General features: G+C 62.4%; 15 protein-coding genes. 7 read left to right on the top strand and 8 right to left on the bottom strand.

Annotation, left to right across the window (positions count from 1 at the left end):
* Positions 1–98 precede the first annotated feature (98 nt).
* Positions 99–1,250, top strand: coding sequence for a LacI family transcriptional regulator (locus tag OPIT5_12905; protein ID AHF90973.1), 1,152 nt, complete (start codon positions 99–101; stop codon positions 1,248–1,250).
* Here OPIT5_12905 and OPIT5_12900 read toward each other — a convergent pair.
* The 4 genes from OPIT5_12900 to OPIT5_12885 all read right to left on the bottom strand — a co-directional run bounded on the left by OPIT5_12900 (position 1,218) and on the right by OPIT5_12885 (position 9,606).
* Positions 1,218–3,596, bottom strand: coding sequence for an ATPase (locus tag OPIT5_12900; protein ID AHF90972.1), 2,379 nt, complete (start codon positions 3,594–3,596; stop codon positions 1,218–1,220). The genes OPIT5_12905 and OPIT5_12900 overlap by 33 nt on opposite strands.
* A 186-nt stretch (positions 3,597–3,782) precedes the next feature.
* Entirely contained in the window at positions 3,783–4,787 is a 1,005-nt protein-coding gene (locus OPIT5_12895) for a GDSL family lipase (GenBank protein AHF90971.1), read from the bottom strand.
* A gap of 11 nt (positions 4,788–4,798) precedes the next feature.
* The gene (locus OPIT5_12890) at positions 4,799–7,477 is read right to left on the bottom strand and encodes an alpha-L-rhamnosidase (protein AHF90970.1); all 2,679 of its coding nucleotides are present in this window, start codon (positions 7,475–7,477) and stop codon (positions 4,799–4,801) included.
* Positions 7,474–9,606 (bottom strand): hypothetical protein, encoded by a 2,133-nt coding sequence (locus tag OPIT5_12885; GenBank protein AHF90969.1) that lies wholly within the window; start codon positions 9,604–9,606, stop codon positions 7,474–7,476. Before OPIT5_12885 ends, OPIT5_12890 begins: the two co-directional genes overlap by 4 nt.
* Positions 9,607–9,848: 242 nt before the next feature.
* Between OPIT5_12885 and OPIT5_12880 the strand changes: the two genes are divergently transcribed.
* The 3 genes from OPIT5_12880 (at position 9,849) to OPIT5_12870 (ending at position 12,618) form a co-directional block, all read left to right on the top strand.
* On the top strand, positions 9,849–10,811 hold the full coding sequence (locus OPIT5_12880) for a hypothetical protein (GenBank protein AHF94348.1): 963 nt from the start codon (positions 9,849–9,851) through the stop codon (positions 10,809–10,811).
* A gap of 159 nt (positions 10,812–10,970) precedes the next feature.
* The gene (locus OPIT5_12875; protein ID AHF94347.1) at positions 10,971–11,783 is read left to right on the top strand and encodes a hypothetical protein; all 813 of its coding nucleotides are present in this window, start codon (positions 10,971–10,973) and stop codon (positions 11,781–11,783) included.
* A gap of 121 nt (positions 11,784–11,904) precedes the next feature.
* Positions 11,905–12,618 carry a hypothetical protein gene (locus OPIT5_12870; GenBank protein ID AHF94346.1) on the top strand — a complete coding sequence of 238 codons (714 nt, stop codon included), beginning with the start codon at positions 11,905–11,907 and terminating at the stop codon, positions 12,616–12,618.
* A 131-nt stretch (positions 12,619–12,749) separates the two neighbouring features.
* Here the strand turns inward: OPIT5_12870 and OPIT5_12865 are convergent, their stop codons facing one another.
* Together OPIT5_12865 and OPIT5_12860 are read right to left on the bottom strand one after the other, a co-directional pair.
* Positions 12,750–13,790: a xylose isomerase gene (locus OPIT5_12865; protein ID AHF90968.1), complete on the bottom strand. Its 1,041-nt coding sequence runs from the start codon at positions 13,788–13,790 to the stop codon at positions 12,750–12,752.
* A 21-nt stretch (positions 13,791–13,811) separates the two neighbouring features.
* Complete coding sequence (locus tag OPIT5_12860; GenBank protein ID AHF90967.1) at positions 13,812–15,341, bottom strand: sodium:solute symporter; 1,530 nt, start codon at positions 15,339–15,341, stop codon at positions 13,812–13,814.
* Positions 15,342–15,628: 287 nt separating this feature from the next.
* Between OPIT5_12860 and OPIT5_12855 the strand changes: the two genes are divergently transcribed.
* Positions 15,629–17,392, top strand: coding sequence for a hypothetical protein (locus tag OPIT5_12855; protein AHF94345.1), 1,764 nt, complete (start codon positions 15,629–15,631; stop codon positions 17,390–17,392).
* A 222-nt stretch (positions 17,393–17,614) separates the two neighbouring features.
* Here OPIT5_12855 and OPIT5_12850 read toward each other — a convergent pair whose 3' ends face one another.
* Positions 17,615–18,505, bottom strand: coding sequence for an AraC family transcriptional regulator (locus tag OPIT5_12850; GenBank protein ID AHF90966.1), 891 nt, complete (start codon positions 18,503–18,505; stop codon positions 17,615–17,617).
* A 160-nt stretch (positions 18,506–18,665) separates the two neighbouring features.
* Between OPIT5_12850 and OPIT5_12845 the strand changes: the two genes are divergently transcribed.
* Together OPIT5_12845 and OPIT5_12840 are read left to right on the top strand one after the other, a co-directional pair.
* The gene (locus OPIT5_12845; protein ID AHF90965.1) at positions 18,666–19,448 is read left to right on the top strand and encodes a trehalose utilization protein; all 783 of its coding nucleotides are present in this window, start codon (positions 18,666–18,668) and stop codon (positions 19,446–19,448) included.
* Positions 19,449–19,540: 92 nt separating this feature from the next.
* Complete coding sequence (locus OPIT5_12840) at positions 19,541–20,635, top strand: oxidoreductase (protein AHF90964.1); 1,095 nt, start codon at positions 19,541–19,543, stop codon at positions 20,633–20,635.
* A 235-nt stretch (positions 20,636–20,870) separates the two neighbouring features.
* On the opposite strand, the gene purT is transcribed toward OPIT5_12840, so the two are convergent.
* On the bottom strand, positions 20,871–22,061 hold the full coding sequence (gene purT, locus OPIT5_12835) for a phosphoribosylglycinamide formyltransferase (GenBank protein AHF90963.1): 1,191 nt from the start codon (positions 22,059–22,061) through the stop codon (positions 20,871–20,873).
* Positions 22,062–22,121 lie beyond the last annotated feature (60 nt).

Here is a 22,121-nt window from a genome sequence, read left to right as displayed (position 1 = left end):
GCCGGCGCGGCTTCTGTTCCCCCACGGTGGAGGCGCCGAAGCGCCGGCCCGCAATCGTGAATTGCCCGCCGCCGCCAGCCGGGGCAGCGTTGCCGCCGATGTTCGCCAGCAGGGTAACGCTCAACGATATCGCCCGCGCGACGGGACTCTCCCGCTCGGGTGTGAGCCGGGCCTTGCGCAACGATCCGCGCGTGCCGGCGGCGACCTGCGAACGCGTGCAGGCGATAGCCCGGAAACTCGGTTACCGGCCCGACCCGGAATTGAGCGCAGCGCTGCGCCTGCTGCGGGAGCGAAAGGCGGGGCGTTATGTGGAGACGCTGGCGTTTTTGTCGTGGCACGAAGACCGGATCGAACGTGCCGGCAACCTTTACACCAGACGGCTCTTTCACGGTGCGCGCACCCATGCCGAAGCGCTGGGATATCGGCTGGAAGAATACTGGGCCCGCGAGCCGGGCATGACGCCCCGGCGTCTCCAGTCGGTGCTCGTCAATCGCGGCGTGCGCGGCGTGCTGGCGGGGCCGGTGGCGGATGAGGACAGCCGCACATTCGCCTTCGCCTGGGAGCGGTTTTCGGTCGTCGCGGCCACGGCGGCGTTTCCCGATGTGACCATGCACCGCGCCCGTCCGCGCAATTTCGAGAACAGCCGCCTCGCCCTCGCCGAGGCGCATGCGCTCGGCTACCGCCGCATCGGGCTGATGCTCGACGACTACGTCAATGAACGCAGTGCCCACGCCATCCGTTCGGCGTATCTCGATTATCAGTACACCCGCGCCGGCCTGCCTCGCCTGCCGGTGCTGGAGCTGTGCGGGCTCGGACCCGATCCGGGGCCGGAGTCCGCGCGCGCGCCGGAGGCGGAACCGGAATACAAGCGGTTCGCCGCATGGCGATTGAAGCACAGGCCCGATGTCATCCTCGCCTCCCGCGTGGTGTTTTACGAATGGCTGCGGCGGGCGCGTCTGCGCGTGCCGGAGGAAGTGGGTTTTATATCACTGGAGGGTGTGAACGAGGGGCAGGCGTTTTCGCACATTGACCAGCATCCCGATCGCGTGGGCGCGGCAGGCATCGATCTGCTGATCGCCGTGCTCAACCACAACACGCGCGGCGTGCCGGGCGAAGCGCTGATGGTGACGGTCGCCGGCGCATGGGTGCCGGGCGCCTCCACACGCAGGCAGCCCCCTCACGGGGCCGCCTCGTCCACCCGCCGGTCACGGGCCGCGTCACCGGTTCTTCCCGAACAGCAACCGGAGTGAGTTCAGGCATACGACCACCGTGCTGCCCTCGTGCGCGGCCACGCCTGCCGCCAGCGGCACGATCCCGGAAATCGCCGCCAGCGCCATCACGCCGACCACCCCGAGCGAGATCACCAGGTTTTGCCGGATGATCGTCCGCGCCCGCCGGCTCAGCCGCAGGGCCGACAGCACGTTCTCGATCCGGTCGTGCATCAGGATCACCTCGGCCTGCTCCAGCGCCGCGTCGCTGCCCCGCGCGCCCATCGCGATGCTCACGTCCGCCGCCGCCAGGCTCGGCGCGTCGTTGACGCCGTCGCCCACCATCGCCACCGGACACCCCTCCGCGCGCAGTTCGCGCACCGCCTCGACTTTCTGCTCCGGCAATAATCCCGCCCGCACCTCGTCGAGCCCGAGCTGCCGCGCCACGCTCTCGGCGGCATGACGCCGGTCGCCCGTCAGCATCACCGTGCGGATGCCCGCCGCCTTCAGGCTCGCCAGCACCTCGCGCGATTCCGCCCGCACCTGGTCGCGCAGCAGCAGCCGTCCGAGCAAATCCCCCGCCACGATCCACACCTCGGTAAACTCCGGCCGCGCCGGCGGCAGCTCTCGCGACCAGCCGGCGAGCGGCCCCGCCTCCAGCAACTCGCGCCGCCCCGCCACCACGCGCACCGCGCCCACGCGGCCGCTCACGCCATGACCGGTGAGCGACTGAAACTCCGCCACCCCGTGCTCGGCCACGCCGCGCGCCCGCGCATCGCGGACGATGGCGCGCGCCAGCGGGTGCTGCGAACCCAGTTCCAGCGCCAGAGCGTACTCCCACACCTCGCGCTCGCGCCCCGGCGGAAAACTCTCGCACCCCTCGACGACCAGTTCGCCCGTCGTCAATGTGCCGGTCTTGTCGAGCGCCACCACGCCGATCCCCGCCAGTTTCTCGATGGCGGCGCCACCGCGAAACAGCACGCCATGCCGCGCCCCCCATGCAATCGCCGCGAGGATCGCCGACGGGATCGAAAGCACCAGCGCGCACGGACTCATCACCACGAGCAACGTCATCGCCCGATAAAAAGCCGACCGCGCGCCCTCCTCGTTGACAAACGCCGGCAGCCCCATCCCCAGCCACCAGACCAGAAACATCGCCGCGCACACCCCCAGCACGAGCAGCGTGTAGTGCGGGCCAAACCGGTCCGTCAGCCGCTCGCTCGGCGCGCGCAGCTTCTGCGCCGTATGGATGAGCCGGATGATCTTTTGCAATGTGCTTTCCGATGGCAGCCGCCGCACCCGGAAATCCACCGCGCCCCACAGGTTGAGCGTGCCGCTGAAAACCGGGTCGCCCACGGCCTTGTCCACCGGCGCGGCTTCGCCGGTGAGGTTGGATTCGTCGCTCGCCGTCTCGCCGCGCACCACTTCGCCATCCGCCGGAAACACCGCGCCCGGCCGCACGCGCAGCACGTCGGCGATGCCGATTTCCCCGACCGCGATCTCGCGTTCGCGCCCGTCCTTTTCCACCAGCGTCGCCTGCCGCGGCGCCGACCGGAGCAGCGCGCTGACCTCGCGGTGCGTGCGGTCCACCGAAAACTCCTCCATCGCTCCCGACGCGGAAAACAGGAACAACAACAGCGCCGCCTCGCCCCACGCGCCGATGCACACCGCGCCGACCGCCACGGCCAGCATCAGGAAATGGATATCGAGCTTCGCTCGCCGCAGGTTTTTCAGCGTATCCACCGCCGCGTCCCATCCACCGGTCGCCAGCGCCACGATGTAGAGCGCGCGCGGCAGCCACGCGAGGATGCCGCCGCCGGTCGCATCGCCCGCCGTGTTCCCGTCTCCGGCGACACCGGATTTTTCCAGCAAAAACGCCGCCAGACCCGACACGCCGCAAACCGCGGCCAGCCAGGCGAGTTGTTTCCATTCGCTGCCCTCCTCGCCCGCCCCTGCCACGCCGGTTTCCGCATCCGGACGCAATTCCGGCCAGGCAAACTCGCGCCACTGCCAGAACCGCGGAGCCGTCGCGCACGTCGGCCGCGCCACCTGCGTGATGCCGTCGGATCCGTGTTCGACCGTGTAGTCCTCCGGCAAGCTCGCCGGGCTCGCATTCCCGGTCGCTCCCGCGCCGGATCCGTGGCCGGTTCGCACCCTCCTGTCGCGCATCGCGCCCGGACGGACGGTGCCGAGTTGCGAGTCGATCGCCGCCAGCGTGGCATCGAGACGTTCACGCAACCGCACCATGTCCACCTCGCCGAGCGTGGCCACGGCCACCTTGCGCGTCACCGGATCGAGACGTACGGCCTCGACGCCCGGCTCGTTGCGCAAAAACCTCGCGAGTGTTTCAGTCCAACTGGTTTCCATAATCGCGGCGAACCATTGCACATTCCGCCCTCGTTCGCCAACAGAACATTGGGGAACAATAGCTTGCAGACGAGACTCAGTCTCCCGGCGCCTCCAAAATGCCTGGACCGGTTTGCCGCACTTCACACTCAAATGGCTGCACTTCTGCAGTGAGCCCTTATGATATGATTTCAGCAATTCAAGCTACCTGTTCCGCGAGACATCGTGTCACTTAAAAACTCTTTGAGCTGTTTTTTCATCAAGATGTTTCCGTAAATACGGGCGCAGAATTTCCAGCAGGACATAGTAACCGTTTTCGGCAAGATGAAGATGGTCCTTCGTGTAAATGTCCTCACGGGTTTGTCCTGTTGAAGTCAGAAGAACAGACTCGATATCCAGATAAGTCACCGATGGACGATTGCCCAGACTCGCGATGCCCCCGTTGGCCTCGTGAATCAGGCCGCGCACGAAAGCATCGGGATTGGGAGACCGAGGCAGCACCCCCAGCAACAGGACATGAGTCTTGGGAAATTGGCGACAGAGTGCATCGACAATGGCAGTGATGCCGTTTGCGACTTCGTCAGGTCGGTGTTTGCTGAAGCCGAAGTTGTTCGTGCCGATGAGGACAACCACAACCTCGGGCGACAAGCCTTTCAGGCCGTCATTATTTTGTATCCGCCAAAGAAGGTTTTGCGTCGTGTCGCCGCCAATACCGAAATTTGCCACATGCCCGGTATTGAAATACTTTTCCCATACCTTGGCCCCGGATGTTTCCCATTGTTCGGTAATCGAATCACCAAAGAAGATAACATCGAGTGAGCCTTGTCGGGAACGGGCGACATTGGCGGCATGTTTTTTGTGCCAGTCGGCGACAGACATCCATGGCCAGTCTTTCAGCCGGGAAACGGGTTGATCTGCCGGCTCCGCCTTGTGAAAAGGGATGTCGACATCCCGGAGGCCGTCATCGGTGACCTCGACCTTCAGGGTCTCCGGCAGCCGGCCTTCCTGAGTTACGGTCACCTGATAGCGTCCGGGAGGGAGGTTCGTGATGCGGAAGCGTCCGTCCGCACCGGTGCGGATCGCTTGCGATTCCGGCACGACCACCACGTCGGCATAACCCACGGCGCTGGTTCCCGCCCCGTCGCGGACCGTGCCGGAAATTTCGGAAGCAGAAACGGATACGCAGAAGAATACGCAGAACGCCAGGAGAAACAGTTTTCGTAATTTATTCATGGATACCGAAATCATCCAACTGTGAGTTCATAGTCTCCCGAACCGGTCTCGATTACGGTCTCTCCCTGCCCGGTGGCAGTCGCCGGGAGCACCCGGACCCCATCCACCGCGGCGAGAGGAATGCCCCGTTCCGTGATCGCGCACTCCTCTCCACACGGCACATGCACCCGCGCCGTCGCGTTGGGAGGAACGGACAGTTGCATCACCAGCCGACCGGAGTCCCGCCGCCACGCGCTGCGAATCGTACCCGGTAGGGCGCGATACTCCGCCTCCGCCCAGTCCAGACCCTCAACCGGGTGGGGCCGGATGACAAAGCGCCGGAAGCCCGGTCCCTCCGGATCGGGCCGGATGCCGGCCAGGTATTTGAACATCCAACTGCTGACCGAGCCGAGCATCGGATGGTTATGAGAATTCATCCTGGAGCCCGTGACATGCTCCCATCGTTCCCAAAGCGTAGTCGCCCCGTTCTCCAGCATGTAGCCCCAACTCGGGTAGGTGGTTTGGGTAGCGATACGGTAGGCGATGTCGGTCCGCCCGTGCTCGGAAAGCGCTTCCAGCAGGTATTTGGTGGCGAGGTTGCCCGTGCTGAGATGCCCGTCGTTCGCCTCGACGGCGCGCACGAGGCTGGCAAGCGTGCGCGGGATACGGCCGGCAGGCGCCAATCCGAGGTGAAGGGCGATCGCGTTGCACGCCTGATTGTTGGAGCCGTAGCCGCCGGCGGCTTCGTCCCAGAAACTTCGGTTGAAGGCAGACGCCACCGCAGCCGCCTGCGCCTCGCGCCTGGCCGCTTCTGCCGGATCGTCCAGCACGCGCGCCATGTCGGCCAGCAAGCGCAACTGCCAATGCAGGTGCGCGGTCGAGACAAGTGGGCCGGGGGTGCCCGAAGAGACGGCGTCGGAAACGCTGCCCGGGATGGCAAAGGCGACCGGCGGCGCCCAATCCCCCCAACTGCTGTACGCGAGAATTCCGTCCTCGCTGCGGGAGAGGAGATAATTCACCCAGCGCGCGAAACCGGCCCGGTGCTCACGAATGATCGTGTCATCGCCGTAGTGCAGCCAGACGTGCCACGCGACCAGCAGGTAGCTGGCCGACACGGGATCGGCGGGTCGCTTTCCCCACTTGAAGGGGGCGGTGTCGGTGATCCTCCCCGCCTCGTCTTGCGTGTCTGCGATGTCGGCAATCCATTTCCGATAAAAACGCGGCAGGCGGAAATGGTAGAGCGCCTGCTCGGAACGCACCGTCATGTCGTTGAGCCAGCCCAGGCGCTCGCCCCGCTGCGGGCAGTCAGTCGGCACGCCGTGGAGATTCCCGGTCTCGCTGCGGACGACCATTTGTTCGATGCGATTGAGGAGTTCGTTGCCACAGCGGAAGGCTCCGGCCGGCTCCACCGCCGAGCGAACGCGCTTGAGGGCAAGCGTGTCCGACGCGGGTTCTCCGGGCAAGCCCTCCACCTGAACGTATCTGAAACCATGATACGTGAATCGGGGTTCCCATGTTTCCCCGGCCTCTCCGCCTTTCAGGATGCAGGCATCCGTCTGCGCCGCCTTCTGGAGATTCTCCTGATTTATCGTGCCGTCCGGGCTCAAGTGCTCGGCAAAGCGCAGGGTGACGCACGTGCCCGGTTCGCCCTTCGCGCGCAGTTCCGCCCAGCCGGCCAGATTCTGCCCGGCGTCGAACACATGCACGCCGGGGGAGGGTGAAGTCAGGCGCTCCGGGTGCAGGATCTCGACGATCTTGATCGGCTCCAGCGCCTGGGCGACAAGTCGTCCGCCGGGGGGAGGAACCTCCACGGCCGTCTGCCACATGTCGTGCAGTCCGGCGCTGCCCATCGGACTGCGCACATCCTGCCAATCCCAGCCGTCCTTTTCCAGCCGGGCATCACAGGTCTCGCCATCGTAGATGCTGTTGCGCGTGATCGGGCCGCTGGAGACAAACCATTCGCCGTTTATCATGGAGTGGCCGCCTTCGGTGGCGACGAGCGTCCGGCTGCCGTCCGGGTGGGTGATCTCGATTTGCAGCAGGAGCTTGGGTTGGCCGTGCCAGCCATTGCCGACGATCACGCCGACCACGTTGACGCCCTGCCGCAGGCGGTCGCCGATGTCGTGGGTGACGTAAAGCACCCGCCTGGAATAATCGGTCCATGCGGGGTCGAGGACGTGGTCGCCGACTTTGCGGCCATTCAGCCGCAGTTCGTAGCAGCCCAGTCCGGCGATGTAGGCGCGGGCGCGAACGACGGGTTTGCCAAGGGCAAAACGGCTACGGAAATAGAGTGCCTGGCCATTCCACCCGCCGGTGTATCCGATCCAGCGGGCGGCCCAATCCGCCGGAGACAGGAGACCCATCTCCCAAGTCTGCGGCGGACACCAGGCGCCAGGCACGTCCCGCTCGTCCCATACCCGCGCCTGCCAGTGACAGCGTTGGCGGGAAGTGAGCGGCGGGCCTTCATAGGGGATGCCAAAGGAATGGTCCGAAGGGGTTTTCCCGGTGTCCCACAAATCGGGCGTCTCCAGCCGCTCCGGTGAGGAAGCCACGCGGATCTGGCAGGCGCTTTGCCGGCGGCCCCGTCGGGACGAGGCTGGCGCGTCCTCCAGAAAGCGCCAGCCGAGACGCGGGGAAAGCGTGTCGATCCCCAGAGGAGAGGCGACGTAGTCGCAATGCGGCTCGATCGCAGGCGGTGCGTGTCGGGTCATCGTGAACGGGGATTTTTGAGCTGATAGAAGAAGCCGTCTTCGGCGCCGATGAGCAGGTCGAAGATGCCGTCTCCGTTCCAGTCAACTGCGGTGGGCTTGGTCGCGTGGTGGGCGAGCCGATACTGGCTGAGTGGCCCCTCGTTTTTGAACGCCCACAAACCGTCGGCGTTTCGGCCGAGGCCGCGCAACAAGTTCGCGCTGGGGGCTCCGTTGACGATGAGATCGAGGATGCCGTCGCCGTCCCAATCGACGATGCAGAAGGTCCGGCGACCGCTGCCGCCCTTGTCCCGGAAATTCAGCCGAAGCAGGCCCGACACGCCTTCCTCGCCTTTTTTGACCCGGCCGCTCTCGTCAAACACGCTGTCGCCCTCCCCCCGGAACACCCGCTTGCCCGGAAGGAGAATCAGCGAGCCGTCCTCGGCCCGGGCACGCTCGTAAAAGGCCAGATAGCCTTCGTGGTCCATCATCACCAGATCCATGAGTCCGTCGCCGTTCCAGTCGATAGCCTGCGGCATGGTGCGCCACTGGGTGACGAGTTCGCGCCCCTGCGGATTCCACCAGTTCCAGGCGGGCTTGGGCGACGTGTGCCCCGGCGCCAGCTCAATCGGCTGGGCAGGAGCCAAGCGCGGTTCGGTGCGCGTCCCGATGTTGCGATACCAGAGAATCTTTCCCCAGATGCCGTTGGTGATGAGGTCGGGCAGCCCGTCCCCGTCCCAATCGGCGACGCAGACGATGGAGTAGCCCCAATTGGCTTCGGCCGGACCCTGGATCGAGCCGTTGTAACCGGCCTGCTCGCGGATGATCCTGCCCTGGAAAGCGGTATCCGGATGCGCGCTACGGTGGGGGCCGTTGACCGGCGCGCCGGGGACAGGTTCCTCCGCGGTCGTCAACAGGACCGGCGCCGCCCAGCGCGTCGGGTTGCCGCCGAGGTTTTTGATGAACCCGAGGTAGCCGCCGCTACAGCCGGTGATGATATCCACCAGCCCGTCGCCATCCCAGTCGTAGGCGTAGGGGGTGGAGAGTATGCCAAAGTTCACATACTCGGCGAACTGGCGGAAATAACGCGGCGGCAGGAATTGCGGCGCGCCATCCTTGTCCACCTTGCCCGTGTTTTCGAGCAGGGCCACGCGGCCGTCCTCGTCGCCGCACACGATGTCGAGGCGGCCGTCGCCGTTGAAATCGACCGCCACGGGCTTGGTCATGCACAGATCCATCCTGACGCCGAGCCGCCGCCCGGCGGCGTAGCGGGGCTCGGTGCGCGTGCCGATATTTTCATAAAAGGTGAACCCATCGAGAAATTCGCCGCAGATGATATCGAGTTTCCCGGTTCCGCGGAAGTCCCCGAGCATGGGCGAAGGCATGCCATACGTGTCGATGGGTTCCCCGCCCGCCTCGATCATCACCGGCGCGGCGTAGAGCGGAGCCTCCGTCGTGCCTGTGTTGCGCAAGAGGTAAACGTAACCGTGCAGGGGGCCGTTGGTCCACTTGCCCTTCTCGTCGAAGGCGGCGTGCCAGCCGTAAGTTTTCGTGGACCCGTGGGGGTATTTTTGGATACCCCAGTAATCGTTGCCCACGATCAGGTCCAAGGCGCCATCGCCATCGTAGTCGGCGAGCAGCCAGTGGTTTTGCCGAACCATGCCAGGCTCCAGATGAATCCGTTTGGGAGCGGGGAGCTTGACCGGCTCGGAAAAGAGGCTGCGCAGAAAATTGGGATGCATCGCGCCGACACTTGTGACCACGGGTTTCCCGGTCGCATAAGAGATCACCGGCCCGTCCACCGTTTTCCCGATTCTGACCGGCGGCTTGAAAATCGGCAGGTTCGTCCGGGGATCGATGATGCCGGTGTTCTCGGACAGCCAGGTGCCGTTGTGAGGCACGGCCGGGCACATCAGCACGAAGTCCAGGAGGCCGTCTCCATTATAGTCGACGGGCAGCGGCACGGACGGACCGACCCCAAGGTCCACAAGCAGGTCCGGATGGTTGAACGCCAGCAGCGGCAACGGTTCCGTGGATTTGGCCGCAGCGGAACCATAGAACACCTCCGGTTGCGCGGGCAGAAACGCCGGGAATGCGGCAACCAGCACAGACAAACACAAGGCGGACAGGGGGAGAAGGGGGGGACGATTCATGGATTTGAAGAGATAGCTTACCCGCAATCAGCAGAAATGGCCGGGCATGAGCAAACAAAAAATGATATCGGTATCATATTTTAAAATAACTATTCTTATTCGTTAAAAGAGAAGGATCTGATGCGCACCTCTTGTTTCTGTTGATATCAATCGCAGGCTTGCCCCATGACGGCAAGTGGTGTTTCCCGGAATGGTTTATGGCCACAATTTACGAAGTAGCGGAACTTGCCGGGGTTTCCCCCATGACGGCGGCGCGGATTCTTGCCGGCTCCAGCCGCCGCTCAAAAAACAGGGACCGGGTGCTGGATTGCGCCAAAAAACTGGGATACGTCCGCAACCAGAATGCGGCAAATCTACGCACCGGACGCTCCCGGATCATCGGGATCATGGTTCCTTTTATCGACAATCCCTTTTACACCAAATTCTTGCAGGAGATGCACAACGCCCTGGCAGCGCGCCAGTATCAGTGCCTGATCGGCTGTTCCTTCGGCGAAAGCGCCAGTATGCAGGCCACCATCAATCTGTTCGGAACCTACAATGTGGATGGACTGGTTCTGGACATAAGTGAAGGCGCGATGACCGGGGAGATCGAAAAACAGCTGAAGCAGGCCCGGCAACGGTCCCGCCCGGTCGTCATCACCGGAGCCCAGCAGCACGACATTCCCCACGACCACCTTTACCTCGATAACAAGCGGGCCATTGCCAAGGTGATCCGCCACCTTGTCAGCCGGGGACACCGCTCCATCGGCTTTCTCGGCGGGCTGGCCGACAACCTGAACATCAAGAATCGCCTTGAAGGCTTCAGCACCGCCCTGGAAAAGGCCGGACTGCCAGCGGAGCCGGCCTGGATCTCGCAAGGCAACCCTTCGCTCGACAGCGTCGCCCAGCGCGCCCACCAGCTGCTGCGCGCCAAATCGCGCCCCACGGCAATCGTCTGCACAAGCGACATGATAGCGATGGTCGCCATCAAGGCGGCGCTGGAAAACGGCCTGCGCATCCCGCAAGACATTGCCATCACAGGATTTGACGACATCGCCCAAGCCAGCCTCCTCAATCCCGGACTCACGACGGTCAGGCAACCCCTGAAGGCAATGGTATCTGATATCGTTACCCTGTTGCTCCGCCATCTGGAAGCGGAATCCGACATCCCCACCTTACAAAAACAGCAGTATGAGGCAGAACTGGTGATCCGCGAATCCACCTGATTCCTCCCCCGATTCCCGCCTCGCGCCGAAGGCGAAAGACCGGTGATCACAAAAAATCAGAAAAAACGATTTTTTGATTGATATCGGTATCATATCTTGCACGATAACTCGTGCCAATCGCTCCAGAAGTGCCCAGTTATCTTCCCGCCCAATAAACCTATGAAATCCCCTGCATCCATCCCACCCGCCCACGTAACCCTATCGTCATCAAATATATTCAGACGCGCGCGAGGTTTCACCCTGATCGAACTTCTCACCGTCATTGCGATCATCGGCATCCTTGCCTCTCTCAGTTTCTTCGGAATCCGGGCCGCGCGCATCAAAGCCAAGCATGTCACATGCGTCGGCAACCTGCGTGCCTGCGGCCAAGGCTTTGCGATGCTTCTCGCCGAGAACAAAGGCATCTACTGTGGATCAGGACCCGACGCCAACGGAAGAATCTACCGATGGATGCACCGTATTGGAGTTTACATGGACCTCCCCGGCCCCAAAACGGACCGCAATAGCCATGAAGCCGGAGTGGGATGGGTCACGACTTTCGATGATGCTTACCGGACTCCCATTTTCCACAGTCCGTTTACCGACCCCAAAGAGTACAACGTTAATGCGCTCCCCAACGAATCCATGGGCATTTATGGTGGCAATCCCAATATCCTCACCCGCAACCGCCACCGAGGTATCCCGGCCGATACAATCACTTGGCCTGGCGGCACGGTCCTGCTGGCCGAACGCTACTCCGGCGTATGGGGCAACGGATCGGCCATAGGTGCGATTCTTGACCTGACGGGAGCATACCCCGACAAGCCACTTGGCCCGGCGGCCAATGCGCAAGTCAACGGCTCAAAATCCATCTCCGGCCCCTGCAATTTCCTCTTCGCAGATTTCCATGTGAAGGCAATCAAACTGGAGACCATCGACTGGAGCGACATTAACTCCACCTCACCCACCGGCAAAATCAGATATCAACCCTAACCATTACAAACGCTTCACCAACTGTTTGAAAACGAATACAGACACAATGAAACTCACATCCCAAAACAATAAGAAAAACGGAGTGTATAATCGAACTTTCGTGAACTCAAATGCAGCCTGTTTGTTCATAGCTGCACTCGTATTGCCATTCACCGCTCAAGCGGACCCCTGGTTCAACGAAAACTTCGAGGGGTGGACCGTAAACACCGTGCTGACTCCCACGGCCCAGGCCGGGTGGACAGGTAACAATTCCGGAACCAGCGTGGTGATCAGCAATGGTGACAATCATACCCCAGGCGGTTCTCAGAGCCTATACATACATGATACTGCGGCAGCTTACACACCTTCGGCCACTTATTCCCTGGGGGAAACCGTGTCCGCCGGCAGTCTGGATTTCTGGTTTAAACACACTGCCGGAACCGTAAGCTACAGCATCGGTTTTGGTAATTTCGCCCTGGGTATCAGTGCCACCGCCCTACAGATCCGTAATGCCAGCGGGACAAACGTCCAAAGCGTTACATATACCAGTGCCAGCTTCACGCCAGGGAATTGGAACAACTTCAACATTTCATTCGATAAGGCTGCCAACAGTTTGGTTATGAGCCTTAATAGCACGGTGATCCTTTCGTTAACTGGACAGGCGCTGATTGACAGTGGAATCAACCTCGAAGCGTCGCAAATCACATTTGCCGCCGGTTGGCTGGGTGGCACCAACACTGCGGCGTATTACGATGATATTTCTTTCACCGCCATCCCGGAGCCTTCCACCTGGGGCGCCATGATCGGGCTTGGCGCGCTGGCACTGGTCGCTTGGCGCCGCCGCCGCTCCGCCTGACTTGGCAAGACGAAGGGAGACCGCGTTTCGCTGGCGCTCCTCATCTTGCACGAGTAGTGAACAAGTAGTGCGCATCCACAAAGAAGCCGCCTCCGGGAAGAGGCGGCTTTCTTGTGGACTTGGTCGTCCGGCTACCGAACAGCGCAGGCCGCCTCGGCAAAGGCTTGCTCCCCGGCAAAAGCAGGCTCGTGACGGCCAAACACAAACTCGCGCATCCAGCGGGTTGATTTCGTGGCGTCTCCCTTGGCCAGCAATGCCCCGATCTCCGCCAGCCGTTCAGTTGTCAGGCTTCGTTCGAGCGATTGCAGGAATGCGATGCTCTCGGATACCGCGCGCACGCCGTCTTCGCGATAAGGATACTGGTCCATGGAGTGCCAGCCCTCATATCCGATCTTGCGGAGCCAATAGTAGAGCTCGATGTAGTGCACGAGGTGCACACTGCCGACGATCATATCGTCGTCCCAATGACCGTAGTTGTCATTGTAGTGCATGTGAAACAGCTTGTTGCCGTAGTGGTTGAGCAGCCAGGCCGACTCGGCGACATTCTCCTCCGCCGCAAAAGCGTGCCCCACGTCGATGCACACCCCCACGTTTGGCAAGTCCGTCTCCCGGGCCATCAGCAGTGTGTCCGCCGCACGAGCATGAAACGAACGCACCCGCGGCTCCTTGACCTTGTATTCCAAGGCAAATTTCAACGCCGGCCACGCCCCGGCCAGGGAGCGGATTCCTTCCAGCATCCATTGCCGCTGGCTTCCGAAGTCGGACTGCAACGGATAATCATAACCATCCTGCCCCAGCCACAGGTTGAGTAACGGACATCCCATCAGGCTCGCAACCTCGGCCGCCCGGTGCCCCTCCTCCAGCGCGAGCTTGCGCACGTTCGCATCCCGGGAACAAAAGCTGCCCGACCCCCAGACACTCCGTGAAAAGAAGTCCGGTATGATCGAAACGCAGGCCAGACCGTGATCGCTCATCAGCGAATGCATTTCGCGGGCGTTTTCGGGGGTCACATCCCAGCCCCCGACCAGTTCCAGTCCTCCCAGCCCTTCGATCGAAGCGGCCTGCCGGATCATCTCCGCCTTCGTCGGTTGCGATTTGTAACCGGTAGGAAGGAAACGATCACAGGTGTTCCCCAGATTTCCCAGGATGACAGAATATTTATTACTTTTCATGGCTTATCGTTACAAAATCAATCACGTGTCCTGCCCGGCACCCTCCGCCACCACCCGCCCTCCGACCAGAGTCATGCCTGGGCGCCGGTCAGGCTTCACCCGCTGAATCCGCGCCAGCACCAAGGCCAGCACGATCATCACCCAAATGACCAGCGTGGACACCCAATACGCATGAATCTTGATATTCAGAACATTGGGAATGAAGCCCCACTCGACCATCGCCAGATAAACATTCAGGGCAAATGCCACCGAGAAAGCCTGCCACAGCACCTTCCGGCTTACCCTCGGCGCGAAGAACCCCAGCATGAAAAAGCAAACCGTCACTCCGCCAATCAGCCCCACGACCTTGAAGGAAAGATCCAGGAAGCTCTCCTTCTCCGCGAACAGAAATCCGTAGCCAACGGCAAACATCGCCACCATGCCCACCGCTGTCATCACCCGGGCCAGCCGCGCGTAGAACCGGTCCGACCGGTTCCTGAAAACATGGGGCTGGAGTATGTCCACCGTGGAGACGGTGGAAAATGCGTTGAGGCTGGAACTCAGGGAGCCAATCGCCGCGGAAAGCACACCGGCAATCACCAGACCGCTCAGTCCAGCCGGCAAACGTGACATGATGAAATGGGGAAACACATAGTCGGCCGGCAAACCCGCCACCTGTTCACTGGGCAGCACCGTGTAATAGGCGAACAGACAGGTCCCGATGAAAAAGAAAAACAGCCAGGTCGGCAGGCTCATCAGGGCGCATATCAAGGTCGCATGCCGGGCCTCGGCCGTGCTTTTGGCCGCGAGGTAGCGCTGCACCACATTTTGATCCGCCACATAGCCGCCCACCCAGTGGGTCAATCCGAGGATGGCCATGGTCCAAAACGTGCGCTCCGACAAGTCCCAGCGCATCGGTCCCATGCTGAATTTGTCATGTGCCTCCGCCACACGGATGATTTCGCCCAACCCTCCCGGTATGTCATAAATCATGATCGCCACCGCCACAAATCCGCCCAGATACAGGATGAACGCCTGCACCACGTCCGTCCACACCGAAGCGGACATGCCGCCCATAATGGTGTAGAGGGCGGCAATCCCTCCGGTGATCAAGATGATCCAGGCGGGGGGAATCCCCGTCATCATTTGCATGGGAATGACCAGCAAGTAGAGGATGGATCCGAGTCGAAGACACTGGGAGACCAGAAACATGATCGCCGCATACAACCGCGCGCCTTCCCCGAAGCGTTTCTGCAAATACTCGTAGGCGGTTGTCTTGGCGGTGTTGCGAAAAAAAGGAACGAAAAGCCAGATCGCCAGCACCGCAAACAGCGGATTCGCCAGGTTGGGCACCACCTGCCGCCAGTCTAAAACGAAGGCCGCCGCCGGGAAGGCCAGAAAGGTGACGGAACTGATCGAAGTCGCCAGCATGGACAGGCCGATCGCCCAGCCCGGAAGATTATTTCCCAAAAAATAGCTGTCCGTCGTTTTCGTCTTCCGGGCAAAATATGCCCCCATGAGCCCCATCACGACAAAGAACAGCAGAATAATCGATATATCAAGGGGATGCATTATTGGAAAGATATGGCTGGATGGGTAACGGAAATGAAATGAAAATCCCGAAATCATGAGGAAGCCTTGATCCGGGAAACGGAAGAAGGATCAAATTTGATACCGATATCAATAAAATTTTGACATTTTCTCTCCTCATCCAAGAACCACCGATCGTTAATCAGGAGATTCCATGCTTCTGCATGAGCACTTTTATATTGATATCGGTATCATTTATTGCCATCAGACACCATGTTCCATCTCCCCTTTTCATCGACCTGCCTGCGACCATGCCACGGAAAAATCCCATGAAACCCGACATCAACCTGCGTCTCCTCCTCCTGAACACCCTGACTGCCGTTGTGCTCCACGGCGGCTCCGCCACCTATACCTGGGCACCCGAAGGCACGGAAGCGAGTGCCACGCAAGGCGGCGCAGGCCAATGGAACGCCGCATATGCTCTCTGGTGGGACGGGACAAAAATCATTGCCGCCGGCGGCAACGGGCGAGATGGCAACCGCCTCCCCTTCGGCTCCGCCACGCAGGACGCCACGCTTAACTTCAACGGCAAAGGCGGCACCATCATCAAAACCGACATCGCCTTTTTCGGCAGCAATCCCAAACCCAACCGGACGCACACCCTGAACTTTGCCCCGGGCAGCCACTACACCCTCACCAGCCCCGATCTCGCTCCCTGGGGCGCCATCAGTTCGGGCGCCCTTGCCCATATCGTTTACAACGTCGGCAAGGGAGCGACGCTCACCCTTGGAGGCAACGGACAGCAGATCGCCCTCGTAACCGGTTCCGATGTATCCGCCGGCCCGGGACTGCTTTTCACCGGAGGAGGCGTCGTTGACCTCCGCTCCCGCACCCTTGTGCGCAACGGCTCCGCCAACAGCCGCCTGACCATCCGCGAAGGCACCACGGTCAATTTTAATGACGACACTCTTTATACCGCAATGACAGGCAACTTTGCCAAGCCCCTCCCCCCCGTGGCGACTCGCATCGCCCTCGAAGACGGCACTCTCACGGTCAATGGCGGGCGTCTCATCACAGGCTATCACGCCAAAGCCCTTGCGCTCGCCGGCCCCGACGGGCGGGGCTTTGGCATTGCGGTTGGCGCAACGCCAGACGGCGCTCCGGCGACACTCAATCTCGTTTCCGGTGAAATCACCGCGCTGGGCGACCCGCGGTCGGCCGGCGGCAACGATTCCTACGCGGGCATCGCGATCGGGTTGGGTGCGACCAACAAAGGCGGCATCGTCAATCTCAAGGGCGGCACGCTTGCCGTGACCAACATTCGCGCCAGGGTGGCGCCCGGCGGCACCGCCATCCTCAACCTTGACGGCGCGACGGTGAAAGTCAGCACCGCCGAGTCACTGGATTCCGGATACTCCTCCGCGAATGCGACACAGCTTCAGACGCGGCTTGACGGCTTTATCACTGGCTTTGAAGGAACGGAGAGCAGCCATATAGAAATTGGCGAAAACGGTGTGGTGTTCGACACCACGGGGATTGGCAACAACGCCAAAACCACGGTTGCGACCATCGCGTCCGCAATACGCGGGAAAGGTGGGTTGCTGAAAAAGGGAAACAACGGCCTGCGCCTCGTGCGTGCCAACACTTACACGGGGACTACCATCATCGAAGGAGGAGAGCTTTTCATCGACGGGAAAACGGCCTCCGTTGCCAGTAATATTACCGTTGGTTCCGGAGCCACACTGGGCGGGACAGGCCGTGTGAACGGCAAGGTGACATTGCGCGAAGGTGCAACTCTCCTGCCTGGCAATGATTTTCTGAGAGGCAATGACCTGGAATGGCATTCTGGAGCACGCATCGGGATCAACCTGACCACGGTGTTGGATAAGCCTTTTCTTCACGTCAAAAACCTGAAAAAGACCGGATCGGGCCCCTTTGAGATTTCTGTTACTGGCGCCATCTCTGGCCAGCATGTTATTTTTGATGTCACAGAGAAAAATGATTTTTCCGCCGACGACATTACGGTAACCGTAAACGACTCCCCGGCAGTTCTTCTAAAAGAGGGCAACAGGATTGTTTTTAAATTACCCTGACATCCCTTCCCGGTATTCCTTTCACAATCGAATGCTGCAATAGCATCAAGTATAACCCTGATATCCCCAAGAAAAAAACGTCCGGACAGACTCCGATTCACTCATCTTCCTCGCACGGGAGCAGGGCGGGCACGATATCATTGCCCTGTGCATTCAGTTCACGTGTCATCGGATCGATATCCTTAGGACGTATGCGAGTTCTCCCGTGCACCGTCCCCTGTCTCACCTCGCCTGCCCGGCGCGAAACAGCCGCGGTGTCAGCCCGGTGTGTTCGCGGAAGACGCGAATGAAATACGAGGGAGTGGCGAAGCCGCAGGCCCAGCCCACCTCCGCGATGTTGTAGCGCGAATCGGCCAGCAGCTCCTGCGCGGCCCGCACGCGTTCGCGGCGTATCCACGTGTTGAGCGTCACGCCCCGCTCGCGGTGAAAACGCCGCGACAGATGATCCGGCGTGCACCCGAGTCCCTTCGCCAGGGCTGCGACCGACAATGCCGGATCGGCAAGATGAGTGTGCGCGAGCTTTTCCGTCTCGACCACGAGCGCCGATCCGGCGGGCGCCGTCTGGGCGGGCCGCTGCAATTCGCCGAGCACCGTCAGCAGGAACGCCTCGACCAGCGCCTCCGTGTAGCGCTTCTGTCCGGAACGCGGCACGTTGTCGCGGGCGGCGATGTCGTCGAGGTAACGGAGCGCATCGCGCCCGCGGGTGCCGGGGACCAGAGTGGTGCCGTAACCCTGGATGCGGCGGGCCGGATCGGCACGGCCGCGATGCAGGTACAGGCCGTCGCTCCGGTGCATGCACACGAGGATGCCATAAGGCGTGCGCAGATCGCGCGGCGTCTCCGCGTGCGGCACCCCCCGCGGCATCACGCACACATCGCCCGTGCGCACGCGAAACGCTCCGCCCGGGCAGACGAAATCCGTGCCGCCGCCCGTCTGGATAAAAAATTCCGGAGTCGGATGAAAATGCGCCCCGGGCCGCGGCCGCCGCAGGTCGATCTCCGGCGCGACATGCACCCGCAAACGTCCCGCGTGCATCCGTTCCAGCGTGCGCGAGAGATCGCGCTCGAATTCGGCGCGGGGATCGGGACGGGTGGCGTGGACGGAGGCAGGCATTGATCGGAAAATTGATATAAAGTGCGGAGAAATACGATCCCTCATTCTTGGCGACGTGGGCCGGCGAGGCTTGATTGGTTCTCCGTTATCTCTCGCGGACTCATGCCGCCGGCGCAATGCCGGCGCGACCCGGGTTCGCCTTCATCCGTATCATAAAATTATCATGAGCCATTCCGCATCATCGATCCGCGTCACCGTCTGGGGCGAATATCGCCACGAAAAGAAGAACCCGAAGGTCTCCGCCATTTACCCGCAAGGCATGCACGAGGCCATCGCCGCGCCCCTGCGCAGCCAGCCCGGCATCGAGGCCCGCACCGCCACGCTCGACGAACCCGAGCACGGCCTCACGCAGGAGGTCCTCGCCTCCACCGACGTCCTCGTCTGGTGGGGCCACATGGCCCACGGCGACGTGCAGGACGAAATCGTGAAACGCGTGCAGAAGCGCGTCCTCGAAGGCATGGGGCTCATTGTCCTGCACTCCGGCCACTACTCGAAAATCTTCAAGACACTCCTCGGCACCACCTGCTCGCTCAAGTGGCGCGAGTCCACCGACAAGGAGCGCCTCTGGACCATCAACCCCGCCCACCCCATCGCCGCCGGCCTCCCCGAGCACTTCGAACTCCCCGCCGAGGAAATGTACGGAGAGCCCTTCGGGATTCCCACGCCCGACGAACTGGTGTTCATTTCCTGGTTCACCGGCGGCGAGGTTTTCCGCAGCGGCGCCACCTGGCAGCGCGGCAACGGGCGCGTCTTCTATTTCCGCCCCGGACACGAGACGTATCCGACTTACCACGACGCCAACATCCAGAAGGTCATCGCCAACGCCGTCCGCTGGGCCCGGCCCACGGTCAACATTCCCGACATCTGCCCGCGCGTCGATCCGCTGGAGCCGCTTCCCGACGATCCCGAAGCCGCCGCGCGTCCGACGGTCGGACACCGCTGAAGCATCCTCTGTGCGCGCATGCGCCCCACAGGGTCTGTGTGACCTGCGGGGCGCATGCGCATCGCCTGACCAACCACACATCCGATTTCCCAATGAGCACCACCACCAGGAAAAAAGCCGGCGCCCGAAAGCCCGCCGCCCGTACCGTCCGCCTCGCCATCATCGGCACCGGCGGCATGGCCAACCGCCACGCCGAACAGTTCGCCGCCATCCGGGGCTGCAAGCTCGTCGCCGCCGCCGATGTCGACCGCGCCCGTGTGGATGCCTTTTGTGCAAAGCACAAGATCCCCGCCGCCTTCACCGATGTCGCCGAAATGCTCGCGACGGTCGAAATCGACGCCGTCTCCATCGTCACGCCCGACGCCTTCCATGCGCCGCTCTCCATCCAGGCCCTGCAAGCCGGCAAGCATGTGCTCTGCGAAAAGCCCCTCGCGCTCAACCACGCCGACGCCAGGGCGATGGTCGCCGCCGCCCGCAAGGCCGGCGTCATCAACATGGTCAATCTCTCCTATCGCGACTGGCCCTGCATCCAGGCGGTGCATACGCTCGTCGCCACCGGGAAGCTCGGCGAGCTCCGCCACATCGAGGCCAGCTACCTGCAATCCTGGCTCGCCAGCAAGGTCTGGGGCGACTGGCGCACCACGCCCGCCTGGCTCTGGCGCCTCTCCTCGAAACACGGCAGCAAGGGCGTGCTCGGCGATGTTGGGGTGCACATTGTCGATTTCGCCACCTTCCCCGCCGGTCCCATCGCGAACGTTTACTGCAAGCTGAAAGCGTTCAGGAAGGCGCCGCGCAACCGCATCGGCGAATACACGCTCGACGCCAACGATTCCGCCGTGATGACCGTCGAGTTTGCCAACGGCGCGCTCGGCACGATCCACACCACGCGCTGGTCCGGAGGCCACGCCAACCGCCTCTACCTGAAAATCTCCGGCACGCTCGGCTCGATCGAGATCGATTCGGAGCGCACCACCGCCGGCTACCGCATCAGCACCGGCCCCGATTTCGACAAGGCGAAGTGGAAGGACGTGCAGGTCAAGCCCACGCCCAACAACTACCGCCGTTTCATCGAAAGCATCCGCAGCGGCGTGCAACAGCAACCCGACTTCGCGCGCGGCGCCGAAGTGCAAAAAGTCCTCGACGCCTGCTTCCGCTCCGACGAACTCGGCGCGCCGGTCAACGTGTAGGGGATTGAAAAGTGGCACGGGCATCCTTGCCCGTGAGGTCTGAGCAAGTGGCACGGGCTTCCAGCCCGTGAGCGTTGCCTCCCGGCAGAAGTGGCGCGGGAAGCGCGGGAGGCGCGGGCAGGGATGCTCACGCCTCACCGGAATCATGGGCTGGAAGCCCATGCCACTTTGCGGCGCTTCGCGCCGTCCACGGGCAGGGATGCCCGTGCCACTTTTTCCGCTAATCCGCCGCGCCCTACCCGACCTCGATCCGCACCGCCGCCGCCATCGCCCGCGCGCGATCCCGCGCCTCCTCCGGCGTGTCGCCGCTCGCCACCGCGACCGCCAGCCGGCGATGTCCGCGGCATTCCGGTTTTCCGAAAATCCGTATCTGGCTTTCCGGTACAGCCAGCGCCTCGGCCACGCCGGAGACCACCGGCACGCCATCGCCGTAACCGAGCAAAGCCACGCTGTGCGCCGGCCGCAGCAACCGGATCGGCGGCACCGGCAGCCCGAGGATCGCCCGCGCATGCAGCGCAAATTCCGTCAGCGCCTGGCTCCCGATCGTCACCAGCCCCGTATCATGCGGACGCGGGCTCACCTCGCTGAAAATCACCTCGTCGCCGCGCACAAAACACTCCACGCCAAACAATCCGTAACCGCCCAGATTGCCCACCACGGTTTTGGCGATGCGCTGCGCCTCCGCCCACGCCGCCTCCGACATCGGGCAAGGCTGCCAGCTCTCGCGGTAGTCGCCGTCGATCTGCACATGCCCGACCGGCAGGCAGCACTGGATGCCGTTGGCCGCTGACACCGTGAGCACGGTGATCTCGTAGTCGAACGTCACAAACCCCTCCACGATGCAGCGTCCCGCGCCGGCCCGGGCGCCTTCCTGCGCGTATTTCCACGCGGCCGGCAGATCGGCGGCGGTCTTGACGACGCTCTGTCCGTGTCCGCTCGAAGACATCAGCGGTTTCAGCACACAGGGAAACCCGAGCGTCTCTCCCGCCGCCAGCGCCTCGGCCTCGGTGCCGACAAACCGGTAGGGCGAGGTCGGCAGTTTCAGTTCCTCGGCGACGAGCCGCCGGATGCCCTCGCGGTTCATGGTCAGCCGCGCCGCGCGTGCCGTCGGCACGACGCGTTGCCCGGCGGCTTCCAGTTCCACGAGCACATCGGTGGCGATGGCTTCGATTTCGGGCACGACCAGATCGGGTTTCTCTTCGGCAACCACGCGCCGCAACGCTGCCCCGTCGGTCATGGAAAACACATGATGCCGGTGCGCGACCTGCATCGCGGGTGCCCCCGCATAGCGGTCGCACGCGATGACCTCGCAGCCGAGCCGCTGGAGTTCGATGACGACCTCCTTGCCGAGCTCGCCCGACCCGAGCAACAGGACGCGCGTGGCGCGTGGTGAGGACGGAGGAGCAAAAGTGCCGGGCGTGAACATGGCTTACGAAAAACAGGATTTTTTCATGCCTGCAATGCCACAACACCTTCCCGGAAAGGT

Source organism: Opitutaceae bacterium TAV5 (assembly GCA_000242935.3).
Classification (GTDB): Bacteria; Verrucomicrobiota; Verrucomicrobiia; order Opitutales; family Opitutaceae; genus Geminisphaera.
This window is presented reverse-complemented; position numbering and strand designations above follow the sequence as displayed.

What these genes read in the sequence shown, in the direction of transcription:
- OPIT5_12875 (AHF94347.1), top strand. Translation starts at nt 10,971, where the DNA reads ATGAAATCCCCTGCATCCATCCCACCCGCCCACGTAACCCTATCGTCA.
- OPIT5_12850 (AHF90966.1), bottom strand. Translation starts at nt 18,505, where the DNA reads ATGCCTGCCTCCGTCCACGCCACCCGTCCCGATCCCCGCGCCGAATTC.
- OPIT5_12860 (AHF90967.1), bottom strand. Translation starts at nt 15,341, where the DNA reads ATGCATCCCCTTGATATATCGATTATTCTGCTGTTCTTTGTCGTGATG.
- OPIT5_12895 (AHF90971.1), bottom strand. Translation starts at nt 4,787, where the DNA reads ATGAATAAATTACGAAAACTGTTTCTCCTGGCGTTCTGCGTATTCTTC.
- OPIT5_12855 (AHF94345.1), top strand. Translation starts at nt 15,629, where the DNA reads ATGAAACCCGACATCAACCTGCGTCTCCTCCTCCTGAACACCCTGACT.
- OPIT5_12880 (AHF94348.1), top strand. Translation starts at nt 9,849, where the DNA reads ATGACGGCGGCGCGGATTCTTGCCGGCTCCAGCCGCCGCTCAAAAAAC.
- purT (AHF90963.1), bottom strand. Translation starts at nt 22,061, where the DNA reads ATGTTCACGCCCGGCACTTTTGCTCCTCCGTCCTCACCACGCGCCACG.
- OPIT5_12905 (AHF90973.1), top strand. Translation starts at nt 99, where the DNA reads ATGTTCGCCAGCAGGGTAACGCTCAACGATATCGCCCGCGCGACGGGA.
- OPIT5_12885 (AHF90969.1), bottom strand. Translation starts at nt 9,606, where the DNA reads ATGAATCGTCCCCCCCTTCTCCCCCTGTCCGCCTTGTGTTTGTCTGTG.
- OPIT5_12840 (AHF90964.1), top strand. Translation starts at nt 19,541, where the DNA reads ATGAGCACCACCACCAGGAAAAAAGCCGGCGCCCGAAAGCCCGCCGCC.
- OPIT5_12890 (AHF90970.1), bottom strand. Translation starts at nt 7,477, where the DNA reads ATGACCCGACACGCACCGCCTGCGATCGAGCCGCATTGCGACTACGTC.
- OPIT5_12865 (AHF90968.1), bottom strand. Translation starts at nt 13,790, where the DNA reads ATGAAAAGTAATAAATATTCTGTCATCCTGGGAAATCTGGGGAACACC.